This is a genomic window from Companilactobacillus paralimentarius (assembly GCF_963227125.1).
Taxonomy (GTDB): domain Bacteria; phylum Bacillota; class Bacilli; order Lactobacillales; family Lactobacillaceae; genus Companilactobacillus; species Companilactobacillus paralimentarius.
Window position 1 is genome coordinate 395597 of the sequence record NZ_OY724131.1, and the last position, 16079, is coordinate 411675.

Below are 16079 nucleotides of genomic sequence, written 5' to 3' on the forward strand. Positions count from 1 at the left end.
AATGCTCAAAATCTAATCGGTTTGTTCCACGTTCTTTTAGAAGAATGCTCCGTATAACTTAACGGCACAAACTGCACCCAAAATTGGAGCGACAACTGGAACCCAACTATATTTCCATTGTGAAGAACCTTTTGGATTTAAAGGTAATAAAGCATGCAATAGACGTGGTCCTAAATCACGAGCTGGATTCAAGGCTGGACCTGTTGGTCCACCAAATGAAACAACTAAACACATAACTAAGAATCCTAATCCGATAAAGTCGGTACGTGGATCGATGTGATCTGATGTCAAAGCAACGGCACCAAAAACTAAAATAAATGTTCCGATAAATTCATTAATAAATCCATTGATACGACTGTTTTCAGCATCGATAGTTGAGAATGTTCCCAAGATACTTTCGACGTTTTCGGTCTGATTGTAATAAGGTTTGTAGGCGGCAACGATCATTAATTGACCGAAGATGGCACCTAAGAATTGAGAGATGATATATGGACCAACTTCAGCCCATGGGAATTCGTCATTAAAAGCAAGTGCTAATGTCATGGCCGGATTAATTTGTCCACCAGAAATGGGACCAAACATCATGGCTGGAATCATAACACCGATACCATAACCAAATCCAATCAAGATCCACCCACCGTGGAAACCTTTTGTTCCTTTTAATTCAACGTTGGCAACAGAACCGTTACCGAGGGCAACCATGATGGCTGTTCCGATAAATTCAGCGACGCAACGTACTAACAACGTATAGTGCATAATAGATACTACCCCTAAATATAATTTGAATTTTCTCATTAGATTTATATTATAGTTAGTAAAACACGAATATTAAAATTCACTCAAAAATGGGTCAATCGTTTTTAATTCGCTCTAATTTGTCTTTCAAGAGTGCAAATTAACATAAAAAAATTGTCCCACCAATACGGGGCAACCATCACTAACATAAATAGTAAAATAAATCAAATAATGAGCAACGTGTAATATTGTATCATACATTCCGAATATTTTTTGACAAACAATTAAATATTGAGCAGTTTTTGCTATATAGTAGAAACATAACCTAAAATTAAAAATGAGGTAGAAAGATGAAAGTTCTTAGTTTAGTTAATTTAACCAAAAAGCAACGAGAGAAGATTGAGTCAATTTCTAACATTGATTTACAAGTTGTATCTCCCAAACAGGTGACACCAGAAGATCTTGATGGTGTGGAAGTACTTTATGACTGGTCCAATACGTTGAAAGACGCTGTAGTTAAAAGTGAAACTTTAAATTGGATTCAAGTTGTTCGTGCAGGTGTTGATGCACTACCATTGCCTGAATTGAATAATAAAGGTGTTATTTTAACTAATGGTTCAGGTGCTAATGCGATTAATATTGCGGAACAAACTTTGGCCTATATGTTAATGTTTGTTCGTCGCATGAATTTAACAGCCAGACATCAAGATGCAAGAGAGTGGAAACACGATGAAGGTTATGACGAAGTTTATAATAAGACTGTCATGATCGTCGGTGTTGGCCATATTGGTACTTTGATTGCCAAATATGCTAAAGCTCTAGGTATGAAGACAATCGGTGTTCGTCATAGCGACAAACCTGCTGAATACATCGATGAAATGATTCCTATGTCAGAACTTTCTAACAGAATCAACGAAGTTCACTTTGTGATCAATGCTTTGCCAGACACTGATGAGACTTTGGGTATCTTTAATAAAGATTTATTTGATGCCATGTCTAAAAAGGCCTATTACATTAATATTGGTCGCGGAAAAACAACTAATATGGATGATTTAGTTGAGGCTTTGAACGATGAAGCTATTGCTGGTGCAGCTTTGGATGTAACTACACCTGAACCATTGCCAAGTGATAGTCCACTTTGGGATATGAAGAACGTTATTATTACACCACATGATGCAGGGGCGAGCGTTCATTATGAAGAACGAGCCTTTGATATTTTTAAGCGTAATCTTAAGTCATATGTTGAAAATGGCGAAGTTGTTGAAAATGTAGTTAATTACTCACTAGGTTATTAAAATGTTTTCGCTTACAGAATGAAAGTAACTTGAGAAATTCGACAGAAGTATTTAAAATTGGGTTAGATATATGAAAGGAAAAATAATGTTATCTAGTGACTATTTTATAGGATTCATGTCGATTTTCTTGTTTTGGCTCTTACTTTCACTTTTGGAAATAATTTTAAACATGAGAAACACGATAATAGAATTATCTTTCTTTTCTGATGAAAAACTAAGTACATTAGATAGAAAACTAGATCAGCGCTTTGGAGCCCGATTTCAAGGACTCTTTGAATTTATTGAATTTTTGATTATCGGTTATATCGTCTATGCAGTGTTGACTGATTTGAGATTCCAAGGGTTTCAATTGGATGCATCATTGTTTGGGCAGATTATCTTTTTATCTGTTATTGTTGTAGCCGTAATGGTGGGTGACATACTTTTGATTGCTAAGGATTTACATATCTATAAATTTATTAAGCACTCAGTTGCTCTATCTAGAAAGAACTCCAATTAAAAAGGTACTTCCGTTTAATGAAGTGCCCTAAAATTGTTAGACATAATCTAACAACTTTAGGAGCACTTTTTTTATGACCAAATACTCTTCAGATTTCAAAGCTAAATTAGTAAATGAATACCTTGATGGACAAATTTCTATACTTGGATTATCGAAAAAATATGGAATGCCCAGTAAATCACCGATTTATCGCTGGATCCATCAAGCGGAGGCGAATGGACTTGATTATTTGATAAGTAAGAAATCCCATAAAGAATATTCTCAAGATTTCAAATTATCCGTGATAGAATATTATAAATTACATGAGATCAGTCGCCTTGATACTGCAATTTATTTCAAGATATCACCTAGTCAAGTTGATTCATGGATCTATAAATATAATCAATATGGTGTTATTGGATTAAGGCGTCGTCCCAGAGGGAGACGACCGTTAATGGCCAAGAAAAAGAAGAAACAAACACGTTTAAATTCCACAAAAGAAGAGAAATATAAACAGGAAATTCTTGATCTAAAAGCTAAACTACATGATGCCGAAATGGACCGTGATATTTTAAAAGCACTAAAGACCTTGCGAGAAAACGATCACAACTCGAAAAAGCAAAATTAGTCAAATCATTACTTAAAAAATACAAGTTGAATGAGTTATTAACTAAGGTCGATCTACCAAGATCAACTTATTATGAACGCCTTAGTAAAACTGATAAAACAGATAAATACGCTCAACTAAAAGATTTTATTGTTAAAACATATCACGATTCAAACTCAACCTACGGTTATCGTCGAATCTGGAAAGAGTCTCTCAAGGTCGGATTCAAAAATTCTCCAGAAACAATTCGGCATTTAATGACCAAACTTAAATTAAAAGTAGTTATTTTTTCAAAACACACATCCGGTTACTGTTCCTATAGAGGTAACCTTGGAAAAATAGTTCCTAATACAATCAAACAGAAATTTACTGAGACAGAACCTTTAAAAGTATTACATACAGATGTAACTCAAATACGTTTGCGTAAAGACAAATGGGGCTATATATCCGCCGTGCTGGACCAGGCCAGCGGCGAAATATTATCTTATTCAATAAGTTTGAGCCCTAATAAATTACTAATATTAGATACTCTAGAAAAATTGAAGCAAAATATAGTTCCCTCTTTAAAACCAATCCTTCACTCTGATCAAGGATGGCATTATCAGCTCAAATATTATCGAGATACCCTAAAAACAATGGGTATTGAACAAAGTATGTCTCGAAAAGGCAATTGTCACGACAACGCCCCAATTGAGAGTTTTTTTAATCTGCTCAAAAGAGAATGTCTTTATAGGTATAATATCGATGACCTAACCGAATTAAAGAACATAGTCGCTAAATATATCAATTGGTACAACAATAAACGTATTTCTTTAAACAAAAATGGATTGTCCCCTGTAGAATACAGGGAACAATCCATGATTTTTTAAAACTTATAAAAATGTCTAACTTTTTTATTGCACTTTATAAGGAAGTACCTTTTTGAGTCTAATCATATCTTTTAAAACTAGTTTATTTTCGATGATTGGTTCGGAATAGTTATCAACAAAAAAGTTGGAATCAATGTTAACAACTCGGAAACCACATTTTTGATAAAGGTATAGTTGTGCAAAACTAGTGCTGCCAGTACCAATTTCAATTGTTTTATAATTATGATTTTTAGCCCAATCACAAGCAAAGTTAACTAAATCCTCACCTAAACCATGATTACGAAAATTTTCATCCACAGCAATATTCACAATTTCCACTGTTTGTGGATGAGTGTCTAACAGTAAAATTACACCCAATAAACTTTTTCCACAGACTAATTCAAATTTGTGGGCCCGCGGCAAATAGCTTTCAATTATTTCTTGAGACGGATCGGCCTCTAAAAATAGTTGCATGTGCTTATTGGTAATTTGGTTGATAGTTTGAATTCTATTTTCTGATTTGTCCATCGCCTTGTACCAAATACTTTGTCGTTGTTAATTCGTTGGCACCCATAGGACCTCTGGCATGAAGTTTTTGTGTACTGATACCAATTTCTGCGCCAAAGCCGAATTGTTGTCCATCAGTGAATCGAGTTGAAGCATTAGTATAAACAACTGCAGCATCAATTTGTTTCATGAATTGACGACTGCTACTGTAGTTTTCAGTAATAATGGATTCACTATGTTTAGTGTTGTATTTGTTGATATGCTTAATAGCATCATCAATTGAGTCAACGATTTTAACGGCAATAATATAGTCATCATACTCGGTACCCCAGTCCTCTTCGGTAGCAGGTACAATGTCAGGCACAATGGCTTTAGATAAAGTGTCACCACGAACTTCAACACTGTTAGCTTGTAAGGCATCATAAAGTTCAGGCAAGAATTGATTAGCAATATCACGATGTAAAATTACTTTTTCAGCGGCATTGCAGACGGAAGGGCGTTGAACTTTTGCATTGATGATAATCTTGAGGGCTTTGTCTAGATCAGCATCCTTATCAACATAGATGTGGCAATTACCAGCACCAGTTTCAATAATAGGAACTTTAGCTTTGTCGACGACCATCTTGATAAATTTCCCACTACCGCGAGGAATTAAAACATCAATGTATTGATTCAACTCCATCATCTTTTGAGCTGTTTCATGACTGACATCATCGATTAATTGAACAGCATCTTGATTAATACCGACTTTTTGAAGAGCATGACGTAAAGTTTCTGAGAGGGCAATGTTAGAATTGATGGCTTCCTTACCACCGCGCAGAATAACAGCGTTACCGGCTTTGAAACACAAACCGGCAGCATCAACGGTAACGTTAGGACGAGCTTCGTAGATCATCCCAATAACACCTAAAGGTACACGTTCTTGAGTAATGTCGAGTCCACTAGTTGTTTGCCAACCGCGATCCACTTTACCGATAGGGTCGGGTAGTTCGACCACCTGACGTAAACCATTAGCCATATCATTGATGCGATCAGGTGTTAACAATAGACGATCGAGCATCGCTTTTTTAGTACCATTTTCTTTAGCTTTGTCGTAGTCCTCTTTGTTGGCCGCAACAATTTCTTTAGTATTCAATACTAAACTGTCAGCCATAGTCAAAAGGGCCGTATTTTTTTCTTTGGAACCTAGTTGTCCTAATTCAAAGGCAGCATCTTGGGCTTTTTGGCCCATTTCTTCGAGATTAGTCATTGTATCCTCCTAAAACGCTTTCTAATGTTTTAAGTATATCAGTTATTGGAAAAAGTAGTTATAGCAAAAAAATAGTGGACTTATGTCCACTATTTTCTTGTCTAAGTAATTTTAATTTATTTGCGTTGTGTTTGCTGTCAACGTAATTAGTATTCTACTCTAATTTATGTGGCTGTCAACATATTTAACTGTTGCTAATATTTTGACTAATTTTACCAATCATTTCTAAAAAGAGACGTTGTTCTTCAGTACTCAAACCCTTAGTAGTAGTTTTTTCTGCTTCTAATAAGATGGCCTGAAGTTTTTGAGCCAGTTGTACGCCACTGTCAGTCAAACTAACAAGAGTTATACGTTTGTCTTTTTTAGATTTAGAGGTTGTTACTAAGCCAGTTTTGGTCATGCGACTGATCGATTTGGCAATAGTTGAATGATCAACGCATAAAGTGGTGACTAATTTATTTTGTGAAATATTATTATTTTTGAATAATTCCAGTAAGATCATATCTTGACCAGGGTAGAGTCCTAAGGGACGAATCTTTTTAGTAACGAGGTTCTTGTAACTGGTAATCAAAGTAACGATAGCTTTGACAATTGGATATTCGTTATTCATATTTTCCTCCTAGGGATCATTGAATGTTTTTGGAGAAGAGAGTCCCAACTGCATCACCGGAAAGAATATTGAAGATAACATCAGGATTTTTACCATTTGTAAGGACCATCTGCTGGTTATGTTTCAAAATTAGTTCTGCGGCTTTTAGTTTAGTTGTCATACCACCAGTGCCGTATTTGGTTCCATGTCCACCTGCAGCTGCAATAATATCAGGATTAATTTTACTAATACTGTTGATTAAATGAGCATCGGGAACTTTAAGCGGATTTGCCGAATAGAAACCATCAATATCTGACAACATAATTAACAAGTCAGCATCAACCAAATTAGTTACGATAGCGGATAATTGATCATTATCGCCAAATTTAGTGTGATGATCCAACTCGGAAACGGTGACAGTATCGTTTTCGTTGACGATAGGAATAGCATTGTCCATAGACATCAATTCTTGGAAACTATTCATCACGTTAGTATGACTTTCGGGATAATCGATTATATCACGAGTGATCAACATTTGGGCAACTGACATCCCATATTCGTGAAAGGCCTCGTTATAAATTTGCATCAATTCAGCTTGACCAACAGCTGCGACGGCTTGTTGTTTGGAGATTTTAATTGGACGCTTATCGATTCCCAGTACTCCCATACCGACACCAATAGCTCCAGATGAAACGAGAACGACATCTTTACCATCTTTCTTTAAAGTGCTAAGTACATGAGCTAGTTCCTTAATAACTTCTAGATTGATTTTGCTATTTTGACGAATCAGAGTGCTAGTACCAACTTTGACTACGATTCGGTCACCATAAATTTGGCGCTTATTTTGCATTTTTTCCATCCTTTAAAAATAATTGATTAAGATTGTTGACTATTTACCACTAATATTATTATGCTAAGGCAAGAAGTGAAATAAGAAAAGGGTGTATTTAAATTGTATAAAGTATTAATCGTACTTCACGAAGGCGACGACTATATCAGAATGAATAAAGTTTACATTGAAAGTATGCCCGTGGCTGGACAATACATTATTCATACGGATGGTTTAGCTTATTATGTAGAGGAAGTAACCACTTTTGTCGGTTATGTAAGTAGTAAAGGAGCTATTGCAATAGTAGTTGTTCATCCAGCCCCTAAAGATTCAGCTGTTAACAAGTTATATGGTGTAGATATTGAACGGGATTTAGATGATCCTGAATATAATAAAAAATAAATAGTATTTTGAGATTCCAAATCAAAAGAACAGCTTCTATTAAGTATTCAAGACGTTATATATTTGAATGTTTCTTGATGGAAGTTGTTCTTATTTTTTATTGTTTAAACTTCATAGTTGAGTACATTCCCGATTTTTGTTCCGGACTGAATTCTGTTTCTATTATTTATATTGAGGTAATTAATAGATAGCTATCTGTTAGTTAAATTAAAAGCAGCATCCATTTTTTTAGAAATTTGGAAAAGAGACAATACATAGAATGTGTTTACTAGTTCGAAGTAGCAAATCCAATTGGTCTCAGCCGTGAAATTGTCCTTAGTGGATTTTCCACTTAGGACAAGACCAGTATTTGAGATAATTGTGAACTTCAATTAGCTCAAATCTGTGTCCACAGCGTTCCAGACCAATTGGATTTGTTGCGGAGGACGGAATATTAATTCTAAAATTAATAAAAAAACGTAATTTACAAATGTAGGCTTGTAATTCTGCTACTTTAGTTTTAAATATAAAATAGTAAGTCTATATTTGTAAACTTTATTTTCGAGAATTGGTCTTATCCAATGTTTATGCGTTTTAGAGCAAAAAAATAAAGGCCTACCACTAGCCTTTATTTTGCGAGAAATTTAAACCAGAGCCTACCACTAACTCTGATTCCTAAGCAGTTGAGAAGGAGTACTACTCTAAAAGGATAACAATGAAACATTGTTAGGTTAATACATCTCGCCTATATAACCAAATTAATTATAAGTCTGATATAAATTTATTTCTACAATTCAGGAAAATAATTTGAGCAAAAAAATAAGATTTTAAAAAGAATCATAAATTAAATACACTATTTTGCTGTATTTGATGACGTCAATGACAGGGGATACATTGAATGTCATAATCTAAGTACATGTAGAATACTGATATTATATAAGTTGTTCAGAAAAGTATAAGTATTTTATATAAAATTGGAAGCATATTAATGACATTTTGATACATAATGGACATTGATAAAGAGAGATTATTGCATATTGAGGATATTTTATAGAGAAGGGTGGTATGACTTTGAAAGAAGTACGCATTTCTAGTGTTGAACGTGATAACTTTATTCGATCAGTAGAGGAATCTGTTGGATCTTTTAACTTGGGTTGTGAAGGATCATTAATAAATCTAGTATTCAAGCACTTGGAGTTACTAGAGTATAATGACAGTTTGGAAGACGAGTTGAATAACTTCCGACATGATTTGATTGAATATGATCTCAACACGGGTCATCGTCACAATCGTGATGTAGAAGAATTATTGTTTAAAATTAAAAATCGTAATTTGCCATATATATAACATACTGTAGGAATATTTTATATTCCTACTTTTTTTGTGTCTGATGAGATATATTATGATCATGAGGTGCAAAATGTTAAAAATAATTCCTAGATCTATCCAAGATGTGCCAACATTAGAAGTTATACAAGAAGAACTAATTAATGAACCTTTACCATTAGTGATTTTCTATCATGGTTGGCGATCGGCTAAAGAACAAGTTTTAACACAGGCTAGAAAGTTAGCACAGAAGAATATTCGGGTCGTTTTACCTGATGCACCTAATCATGGGGAACGTCATGCGGATGTTTCTTCAGTGCCTTCAGTGACTTTCTGGAACAGTATTCAAGGCAATCTCAGCGAATTCTCTCTTATTTGTCAGTATTATCAAAAAAATAATTTAATCAAAGATCAAAAAATCGGTGTTGGTGGTTACTCAATGGGTGGCATCACTACGGCTGCTTTATTGACACAACATCCAGAGATTACCGCTGCAACAGTAATCATGGGTACACCTAACTTAAAAGGGTATGCTCAATTGATTATTGATGATGCGAAAAAACGTAATTTATACATGCCAGTCGATTTTGATAAATTAATAGCTTGGATCGATAATTATGATCTCAACAGTCAACCTGAAAAGATTAATCGTCGTCCGGTTTTATTTTGGCATGGAACTAAGGATCCACGAATTCCTTATCGCATGTCAAAAGATTTCTTCGATAATTTACAGGGAAAAACTTATGGCGAACAAGTAGCTTTTATTACTGGTTACAGAGCGGGGCATTTGGTGGAACCGAGATTAATGGATAAGATTGCTAACTTCTTTGAGTATTATTTGGAATGATTTGTTTTGGGTACAAAGATAAATAAGATACAAAGATTGATCAATCCTAAGATTACTAAAACGATGAAAGCATGTTGAGTACCGATGGCAGTTGATGCAGCAGTACTCAAATGAGAATTATTTTGGCTTTGAGCAATAATTGCGGATACGATTGAAGTACCAGTGGCTCCAGCAAACTGTTGAAGGGTATTGAATAGAGCATTACCGTCGGCTTGGTCGTTATTTGAAAGGTATTTGAGACCATCCGTCATAATATTACCAAAGGACATGCCCATGCCTAACATATAGATAATGTAGAACCAAATAATCATCGTGTTATTTAATTTCAGACTGAAGATCGTGAAGATAATCAGAGAAATGTTAGCTAAGGTTACACCGGATAGAATGGGAATTCTGGCACCGACTTCATCCAGAATCTTTCCACCTAAAGGAGCTAGAATAGCACCAACGACACCAGCGGGAAGCACTGCTAAACCAGCAATCGTGGCATTATTTCCATTAACTAATTGAATATAGTTAGGCAAAATAAAAGCAAAGCCCAAAGATAGGATTTGAAATAAGAAGAAACTGAATAGGTGACCACTGAAAATGTGATTCTTGAGGACACCTAAATTTAATAATGGCTCAGCCAGACTGTTGGAGCGGAGAATGAACCAGACTAAACCAATAATTCCAATTACAAAAGCTAAGATAACGATTAAGCTCATTTGACTCATGTTACTGAAACCAAAGATAAGACCAGTAAAAGTTAGAATCAAAGCAATTAAACTTGGCAAATCAAATTTGGACTTTTGCAAGGGAATTTTTTGATTGATGTTCTTAATTCCTAAGAAGAAGGAAATAATCAAGATAGGTAGTAAAATAATGAAAATATAACGCCAACCAAGGGAACTGACAACTAAACCACCAAGAGTAGGTCCAATTGCAGGGGCCACGGCTGTGATCAAGGCTCCTAGTCCCATCATCAAACCGATTTTGCTTTCAGGAACGTTCTCTAAAATAATATTGAACATCAAGGGTAGAGCAATTCCAGTTCCTAGTCCTTGAATAACACGTCCTAAAAGAAGTGCAGGAAAAATAGGAGCTACGGAATCAATTAGAACTCCAAGAATGAAGAAGAGATTTGCGTAAATAAATAAAGTTTTAGTTCTAAAATTACGTTTAAAAAATGATGATAAAGGAACAATAATGGCAACGGCTAATAGATAGATTGTAGTCATCCATTGAACCGTTGAAGTAGTGATGTTGAATTCCTTCATCAAGGTGGGAAAGGCAATGTTCATTGAAGTTTCAACAATGACCCCACAAAATGACATTAGTCCTGCTGCAATAACTGCTAGTAGAACTTTTAACGGTATTTTTTCTTGTTTTTCCATTATTTTTCCTCCTGAAAGGCTTGAAATTTGAGAAATTTTTCAACAGTAGTTAATTCTTCAGTGGTGAAGTTTGCTTCTATTGCTTGTTGCTGATGTAGCATATATGTACTGATTTTTTCTTCAAGTGCATGCGCTTTGTCAGTTAAGTAAACTGATTTTTGACGAGCATCTAATGTTGACGGTACGCGAAGAATTAGATCCTTTTTTTCCATTCGTTGGAGAGTGATAGTAGCGGTTGAACGCTGAATGTAGAATTCCTGTTCAATATCACGTTGGAATAATTCTTGATCTTTATGGTGACTTAGAAAGTCAATAATCGACATCTGAACCCAAGTGGTGTCGTACTTTTTAGCAAAGGCATCAAAGCGACGAGTTAGTTGAGTGGATGCAATCTTTAGTAAGGTATTGGTGTTTTTTGATGTCATAAGAAACCTCTTCAAAATAATCGTTAGATGTCTAACGATTATCTATCTTACTCTCCTATTTTTTTGAATGCAATATAAAATATATTCTATTCAATAGAGATTAAATTCTATACTAATCATAATTAAAAAAATCCTGTGAGGCTTATATGTAACTAGCCTTACAAGATTCTTAATGTCTATAAAATTTTGTATCTCATTTCAAATAATTTAGTATGTAAAACTTTGCCACTAGTAGTTTTAGGAATTTTATCAACTAAACGAAATTCAGTAGGAACCTGATAATCTATTAAATTGTGTCGACCAAATTCCTCTAGAGTAGCGCCACTAAGATAAGCATTCGGTTTTAATTCAATGTAAGCCACTGGAACTTGTTTTTCTAAATTATTATCAATTCCAACAATACAAATATCGACAATGCCGTTGATACTACGGTAAATATTTTCGATTTCACGTGGATAAATAATTTTATTGCCTCGATAAATCAATTCAGACTTGCGTCCTTTGACGTAAAGAAAATTATCTTCATCTAAATAACCCATGTCACCAGTTTTAAAGAAGCCATCTTTAGTAAAGCGTGATTGATACAATTGACGTTTATTGAGATAACCGATGGCGATGGTAGGCGATTTAACTTCAATACAACCAATATTATCTTGATTGATGTTGGTAATTATTATTTGTTCTGTAAAAAAAGGTTGTCCGCAGGATCCAGTCTTTGCTTCAGCATCATTAAAACTTAAAGCAGCAATATTGGAAGTTGTATCAGTCATTCCGTATGATTGCAAAACAGGGATGTTAAGCATGTTGCAACGCAAGATAGTCCAATTATCGACTAAACCGTATCCTAAGAAAACACAACGAAATTTAGAATTGTAGTTTTTTCCTTTAGGCAAAGTATTTAATAAATCCCGCAACATTGTTGGTGTTAACGAAATTATGGTGGCCCGTTCGTTGATAAGAACCTTGTTTATCTGATTAATATCAAAGCCGTCAATTAAGTAAACACCAATACCATAAATTAGTGAGCGCATAATGACAGAGAAACCAGGAGCATTGAAAATTGGTAGCGTTAAAACCCAAATATCTTGTTTACTAATGCCTAAACTCAAAGAAGTTCCCATAGCAGAGAAGAAAAAATTGCCATAAGTCAGCATAACACCGATATCATTGTTATCATTAGGGGTGTAGAGAATAGCTGCAACCTGATTATTGTCGAATTCAGAAACTGGCACGTAATCAGAACTTTTGTTAAGACTTAAAATATCGGACATTAAAGTCTGTGACCAGTTAATTTTAGTAACTGCTTCTGTTGGAGCAGAATCGCTGATCAAGATAGTTTTAGGCTTACAATCGTGGATTTGATAGTTCAATGAATCAAAGGAAAGCTCAGTGTCAAGCATGATTGTCCGTGCACCTAATTGTTGAAGTGCTAGAATGGCAACGTAACCGTTGAAACAATTATCGGAAAATAATGCTACAGGATCATTTTTACGAATTCCGCTAGTGAATAATTTGCTAGCAAATAGCTGAACACACACATTTAGTTCTTCAAAGGTGAAATCTGCATGTTCTAGGATTAAAGCCACCTTATTTGGGTCTAATTTTGCACGTTTGACTAGCCAGTTTTCCAAAATGTGACCTCTTTTCCTTTAGTAATTTGATATTATTAAAATTGCTATAACTTGATTGTAAAACATTTGAAGAATAAAATTTTAACTAATTATGAAAAAAATTGAGGTAAAAAATGAGTTTGCTAAATGATTTAGGAATTGAAGTAGTTGAAGAAGGAAAACATAAAGTAGTTTTGCAGATGGATATCAATGACGAACATCTACAAATGGAAGAAAAAAAAGCTGGTAGCATCAATGCCATGCTGTCGGAAACGGCCGCTAGTATTGGGGCTAATTTGAATATGGAAAACAATGATACAGCTGCCATTTTGAGTGTGTCGCTCCATAACCTCAATTCATTGAAAATCGGTAAGATTCAAGTAGAAGCAATCTCAATCAGAAATGGTAGTAATATTCAAACATGGCAAGCTACGATTCATTATGAGGATAGTGCTATTACCAACAGTTTAAGTACTATTACCTTAAAAAAAATCCAGATCTAACTTAATGACGATAGATTCTGGAGTTTATAATTTCGAAAAAGGCTAGTACAACTAGACTTAATCCGAATAATTGATAAATAAAAATAATTGTTTTAGAAGGGTTCAGAATAAACACAATACCTGCAAGCATTAGAAGGGCTGAGTAAAAATAGTCCAAGTAGGGTGTTATCTGAACTCTTTTTGTCATCTCATGAGAATCCCGAAATTGGTTGATGCCATTGACTAATAAGATGATACCTAAAACTGGTGGCACTAGATTAACAAAGAAACGTGCAAATAGCAAAACCCCTAGAGCCAAAAATAAAGCGCCAACTCCTAATCCGATAGCGATATTGTTTTCCCCTGTACTCTTACGAATGCTTAAACCATCGATAATTGATAGTACGCCATAGATAGCAATGTAAGTGGAAACGATATAGATGATGATGTCGAAACTTTTTATCGGTGCAATGACAATTAAGACACCTGCCACCAATAAAAAAATAAATCGCAACCAACGATAAAGTTGGAACTGCTTAACCATATTGTGATCCCCCTAAAAATGTCTAAATATATGATAACAGAAAATTGAAAAAATAGAATTACTGATAAGAATAATATTCACAAACTGAGTTATCAAAATATAAGTAAATTGATATGTCGGGACGTGAGCATATTGCTTTTATTGTGAAAATGTTATGGTACGGTATAGGTAACTGATACTAGGAGGGACAATTATGAGTATTCGTGCATCTGATAAAATGGTTGAAGTTTTAGAAAAATGGGGTGTCGATAACATTTACGGAATACCGGGTGATTCCGTTGATACAACAATTGATGCTTTGTATCGTTCACAAGATAAAATTAAATTTACACATGTTTTGCATGAAGAAGTGGCTGCATTGTCAGCTGCCGCACATGCTAAATTAACAGGCAATTTAGGCGTCTGTTTGTCGATCGGTGGACCAGGGGCAATTCATCTACTAAATGGTCTGTATGACGCTAAAATGGATCATGCACCTGTTCTAGCAATTTTAGGACAGGTTCAATCAAAGTTATTGAATACTGATTTTTTCCAAGAAGTTGATACGCACGTTTTGTTTGAAGATGTTGCCGTCTACAACAAAATTATCATGGATCCACAATCGTTACCAAGAATCATGGATGAAGCGATTAGAACAGCCATTGCTAAAAAAGGTGTCGCTGTTTTAACAATTCCAGATGATATTCCAGCTCATATGATTAAGGACAACTTTACTCCCAATGTTGATAACTTCAAGTTAGACGATTATAAAGTTAATGATGATCAGATCAAACAAGCTGTAGAAATAATGAAGATTCATTCTAATCCGATCGTACTAGCTGGTGTTGGTATTAAAGATGCAAAGGCTGAAACAAAAGAGTTTATTGAAAAATATAAATTGCCAATCATTTTGACGATGCCTGCCAAAGGGATGGTGGATGACGATCATCCATATAACCTAGGCCAATTAGGTAAATTGGGAACTAAACCAGCCTTTGAAATGATGCAAAAAGCTGATTTGGTAATTATGTTAGGAACTGATTATCCTTACGCACCATATTTGAATAAGAAAGTCGATGCCATTCAAGTCGATATCAATGCTGATCGTCTAGGAAAACGTCGTCACGTCAACTTGGCTATTCAAGGTGATACTAAAGAAGTTTTGAGTCGTTGGAATGAATTAGGTGAACCAGTCAAAGAACGTCACTTCCTAGACTTGGCTGTATCAAAGATTGGTCAGTGGCACAGTTGGATGCATGACGTATATTCTAAGAAGCATGATGGTGTTTTGCCATCATTGATGTTCCACAATCTTAGTAAGAGTGCACCTCGAGACACTGTTTGGTCAATTGATGTCGGTACTTCAACTGCTTTTGGCGCTAGATTCTTAACTGCTAAATCTAGTCAGATGTATACCATTTCAGCTTGGTTAGGAACTATGGGATGTGCTTTGCCAGGCGCAATTGCGGCCAAGATGGATATGCCTGATCGACCAGTTTATGCGATTGCTGGTGATGGTGCTTTTTCAATGGTAATGCAGGACTTTGCAACGGCGGTGAGATATAACTTGCCAATGCTATTTGTAGTTTTGAATAACAAACTCCTAGCCTTTATCGAATATGAGCAACAATCAGCTGGACAACAAAATTACGGTATTAGTTTACCAAATATTGATTTTGCCAAGTTTGCTGAAGCCTGTGGCGGTATCGGTGAGAGAATCACAACTGATGAACAGTTCTCTGAAGCAATTGCCAAGTATCGTAACCCTGAAAAACCAGTTCTTTTGGATGTAGCAGTTAATGATGAGGCTCCACTTCCTGGTAAAATTATGATGGATGAGGCCCAAGGCTATGCTAAATTTGGTTTTGGTCACGTTGTTGATAAGAAGAGCTTGCCAGAATTACCACCAATGAAAGAAATTTTACGTTCATTCTTATAAAATCGAGATGCAAAAACCCGCAAATCTTTTTAG

The 16079-nt window shown here is 35.1% G+C and carries 17 protein-coding genes and 1 pseudogene; 9 read left to right on the forward strand and 9 right to left on the reverse strand.

Translation table 11 applies throughout. From position 1 onward, the window contains the following. Positions 1-36: 36 nt before the first annotated feature. Positions 37-756 (reverse strand): MIP/aquaporin family protein, encoded by a 720-nt coding sequence (locus tag ACI6PB_RS01845; RefSeq protein WP_404327676.1) that lies wholly within the window; start codon positions 754-756, stop codon positions 37-39. Between the two features lie 329 nt (positions 757-1085). Between ACI6PB_RS01845 and ACI6PB_RS01850 the strand changes: the two genes are divergently transcribed. The 4 genes and pseudogenes from ACI6PB_RS01850 to ACI6PB_RS01865 all read left to right on the forward strand — a co-directional run. Continuing rightward, positions 1086-2030: a D-2-hydroxyacid dehydrogenase gene (locus ACI6PB_RS01850; RefSeq protein ID WP_025084768.1), complete on the forward strand. Its 945-nt coding sequence runs from the start codon at positions 1086-1088 to the stop codon at positions 2028-2030. Positions 2031-2100: 70 nt separating this feature from the next. Continuing rightward, complete coding sequence (locus ACI6PB_RS01855) at positions 2101-2529, forward strand: hypothetical protein (protein WP_404327677.1); 429 nt, start codon at positions 2101-2103, stop codon at positions 2527-2529. Positions 2530-2602: 73 nt separating this feature from the next. After that, positions 2603-3136 (forward strand): helix-turn-helix domain-containing protein, encoded by a 534-nt coding sequence (locus ACI6PB_RS01860; protein WP_025086434.1) that lies wholly within the window; start codon positions 2603-2605, stop codon positions 3134-3136. A 5-nt stretch (positions 3137-3141) separates the two neighbouring features. Then, positions 3142-3984, forward strand: a pseudogene (locus tag ACI6PB_RS01865) (IS3 family transposase); the annotation flags it as partial. Between the two features lie 24 nt (positions 3985-4008). Here the strand turns inward: ACI6PB_RS01865 and ACI6PB_RS01870 are convergent. From ACI6PB_RS01870 to proB, 4 genes are all read right to left on the reverse strand, one after another. Beyond that, positions 4009-4491 (reverse strand): GNAT family N-acetyltransferase, encoded by a 483-nt coding sequence (locus tag ACI6PB_RS01870; RefSeq protein ID WP_404327678.1) that lies wholly within the window; start codon positions 4489-4491, stop codon positions 4009-4011. Continuing rightward, positions 4472-5719: a glutamate-5-semialdehyde dehydrogenase gene (locus ACI6PB_RS01875; RefSeq protein ID WP_025084771.1), complete on the reverse strand. Its 1248-nt coding sequence runs from the start codon at positions 5717-5719 to the stop codon at positions 4472-4474. Before ACI6PB_RS01875 ends, ACI6PB_RS01870 begins: the two co-directional genes overlap by 20 nt. 184 nt (positions 5720-5903) lie before the next feature. Next, entirely contained in the window at positions 5904-6329 is a 426-nt protein-coding gene (locus ACI6PB_RS01880) for a MarR family winged helix-turn-helix transcriptional regulator (RefSeq protein WP_404280860.1), read from the reverse strand. A gap of 16 nt (positions 6330-6345) precedes the next feature. Then, positions 6346-7158: a glutamate 5-kinase gene (proB, locus tag ACI6PB_RS01885; protein WP_404280862.1), complete on the reverse strand. Its 813-nt coding sequence runs from the start codon at positions 7156-7158 to the stop codon at positions 6346-6348. Positions 7159-7260: 102 nt separating this feature from the next. Between proB and ACI6PB_RS01890 the strand changes: the two genes are divergently transcribed. The 3 genes from ACI6PB_RS01890 (at position 7261) to ACI6PB_RS01900 (ending at position 9691) form a co-directional block, all read left to right on the forward strand. Next, the gene (locus ACI6PB_RS01890) at positions 7261-7539 is read left to right on the forward strand and encodes a hypothetical protein (protein ID WP_025084774.1); all 279 of its coding nucleotides are present in this window, start codon (positions 7261-7263) and stop codon (positions 7537-7539) included. A 1050-nt stretch (positions 7540-8589) separates the two neighbouring features. Further along, complete coding sequence (locus ACI6PB_RS01895; RefSeq protein WP_148299151.1) at positions 8590-8865, forward strand: hypothetical protein; 276 nt, start codon at positions 8590-8592, stop codon at positions 8863-8865. A gap of 73 nt (positions 8866-8938) precedes the next feature. Continuing rightward, complete coding sequence (locus ACI6PB_RS01900) at positions 8939-9691, forward strand: alpha/beta fold hydrolase (protein WP_025084776.1); 753 nt, start codon at positions 8939-8941, stop codon at positions 9689-9691. Here ACI6PB_RS01900 and ACI6PB_RS01905 read toward each other — a convergent pair. From ACI6PB_RS01905 to ACI6PB_RS01915, 3 genes are all read right to left on the reverse strand, one after another. Further along, positions 9679-11067 carry a DHA2 family efflux MFS transporter permease subunit gene (locus ACI6PB_RS01905; RefSeq protein WP_034543904.1) on the reverse strand — a complete coding sequence of 463 codons (1389 nt, stop codon included), beginning with the start codon at positions 11065-11067 and terminating at the stop codon, positions 9679-9681. The genes ACI6PB_RS01900 and ACI6PB_RS01905 overlap by 13 nt on opposite strands. Then, a complete protein-coding gene (locus ACI6PB_RS01910) occupies positions 11067-11492 on the reverse strand; it encodes a MarR family winged helix-turn-helix transcriptional regulator (RefSeq protein WP_404327679.1) in 426 nt (141 codons plus the stop codon). The genes ACI6PB_RS01905 and ACI6PB_RS01910 overlap by 1 nt, the downstream gene beginning before the upstream one ends. Before the next feature lie 176 nt (positions 11493-11668). Further along, the gene (locus tag ACI6PB_RS01915) at positions 11669-13123 is read right to left on the reverse strand and encodes an AMP-binding protein (protein ID WP_404327680.1); all 1455 of its coding nucleotides are present in this window, start codon (positions 13121-13123) and stop codon (positions 11669-11671) included. 113 nt (positions 13124-13236) lie between these two features. Between ACI6PB_RS01915 and ACI6PB_RS01920 the strand changes: the two genes are divergently transcribed. After that, entirely contained in the window at positions 13237-13605 is a 369-nt protein-coding gene (locus ACI6PB_RS01920) for a PaaI family thioesterase (RefSeq protein ID WP_025084780.1), read from the forward strand. Position 13606: 1 nt separating this feature from the next. On the opposite strand, the gene ACI6PB_RS01925 is transcribed toward ACI6PB_RS01920, so the two are convergent. Then, on the reverse strand, positions 13607-14128 hold the full coding sequence (locus ACI6PB_RS01925; protein WP_309510490.1) for a DUF308 domain-containing protein: 522 nt from the start codon (positions 14126-14128) through the stop codon (positions 13607-13609). A gap of 193 nt (positions 14129-14321) precedes the next feature. Between ACI6PB_RS01925 and ACI6PB_RS01930 the strand changes: the two genes are divergently transcribed. Next, positions 14322-16046 (forward strand): pyruvate oxidase, encoded by a 1725-nt coding sequence (locus tag ACI6PB_RS01930; protein WP_404327681.1) that lies wholly within the window; start codon positions 14322-14324, stop codon positions 16044-16046. Positions 16047-16079 lie beyond the last annotated feature (33 nt).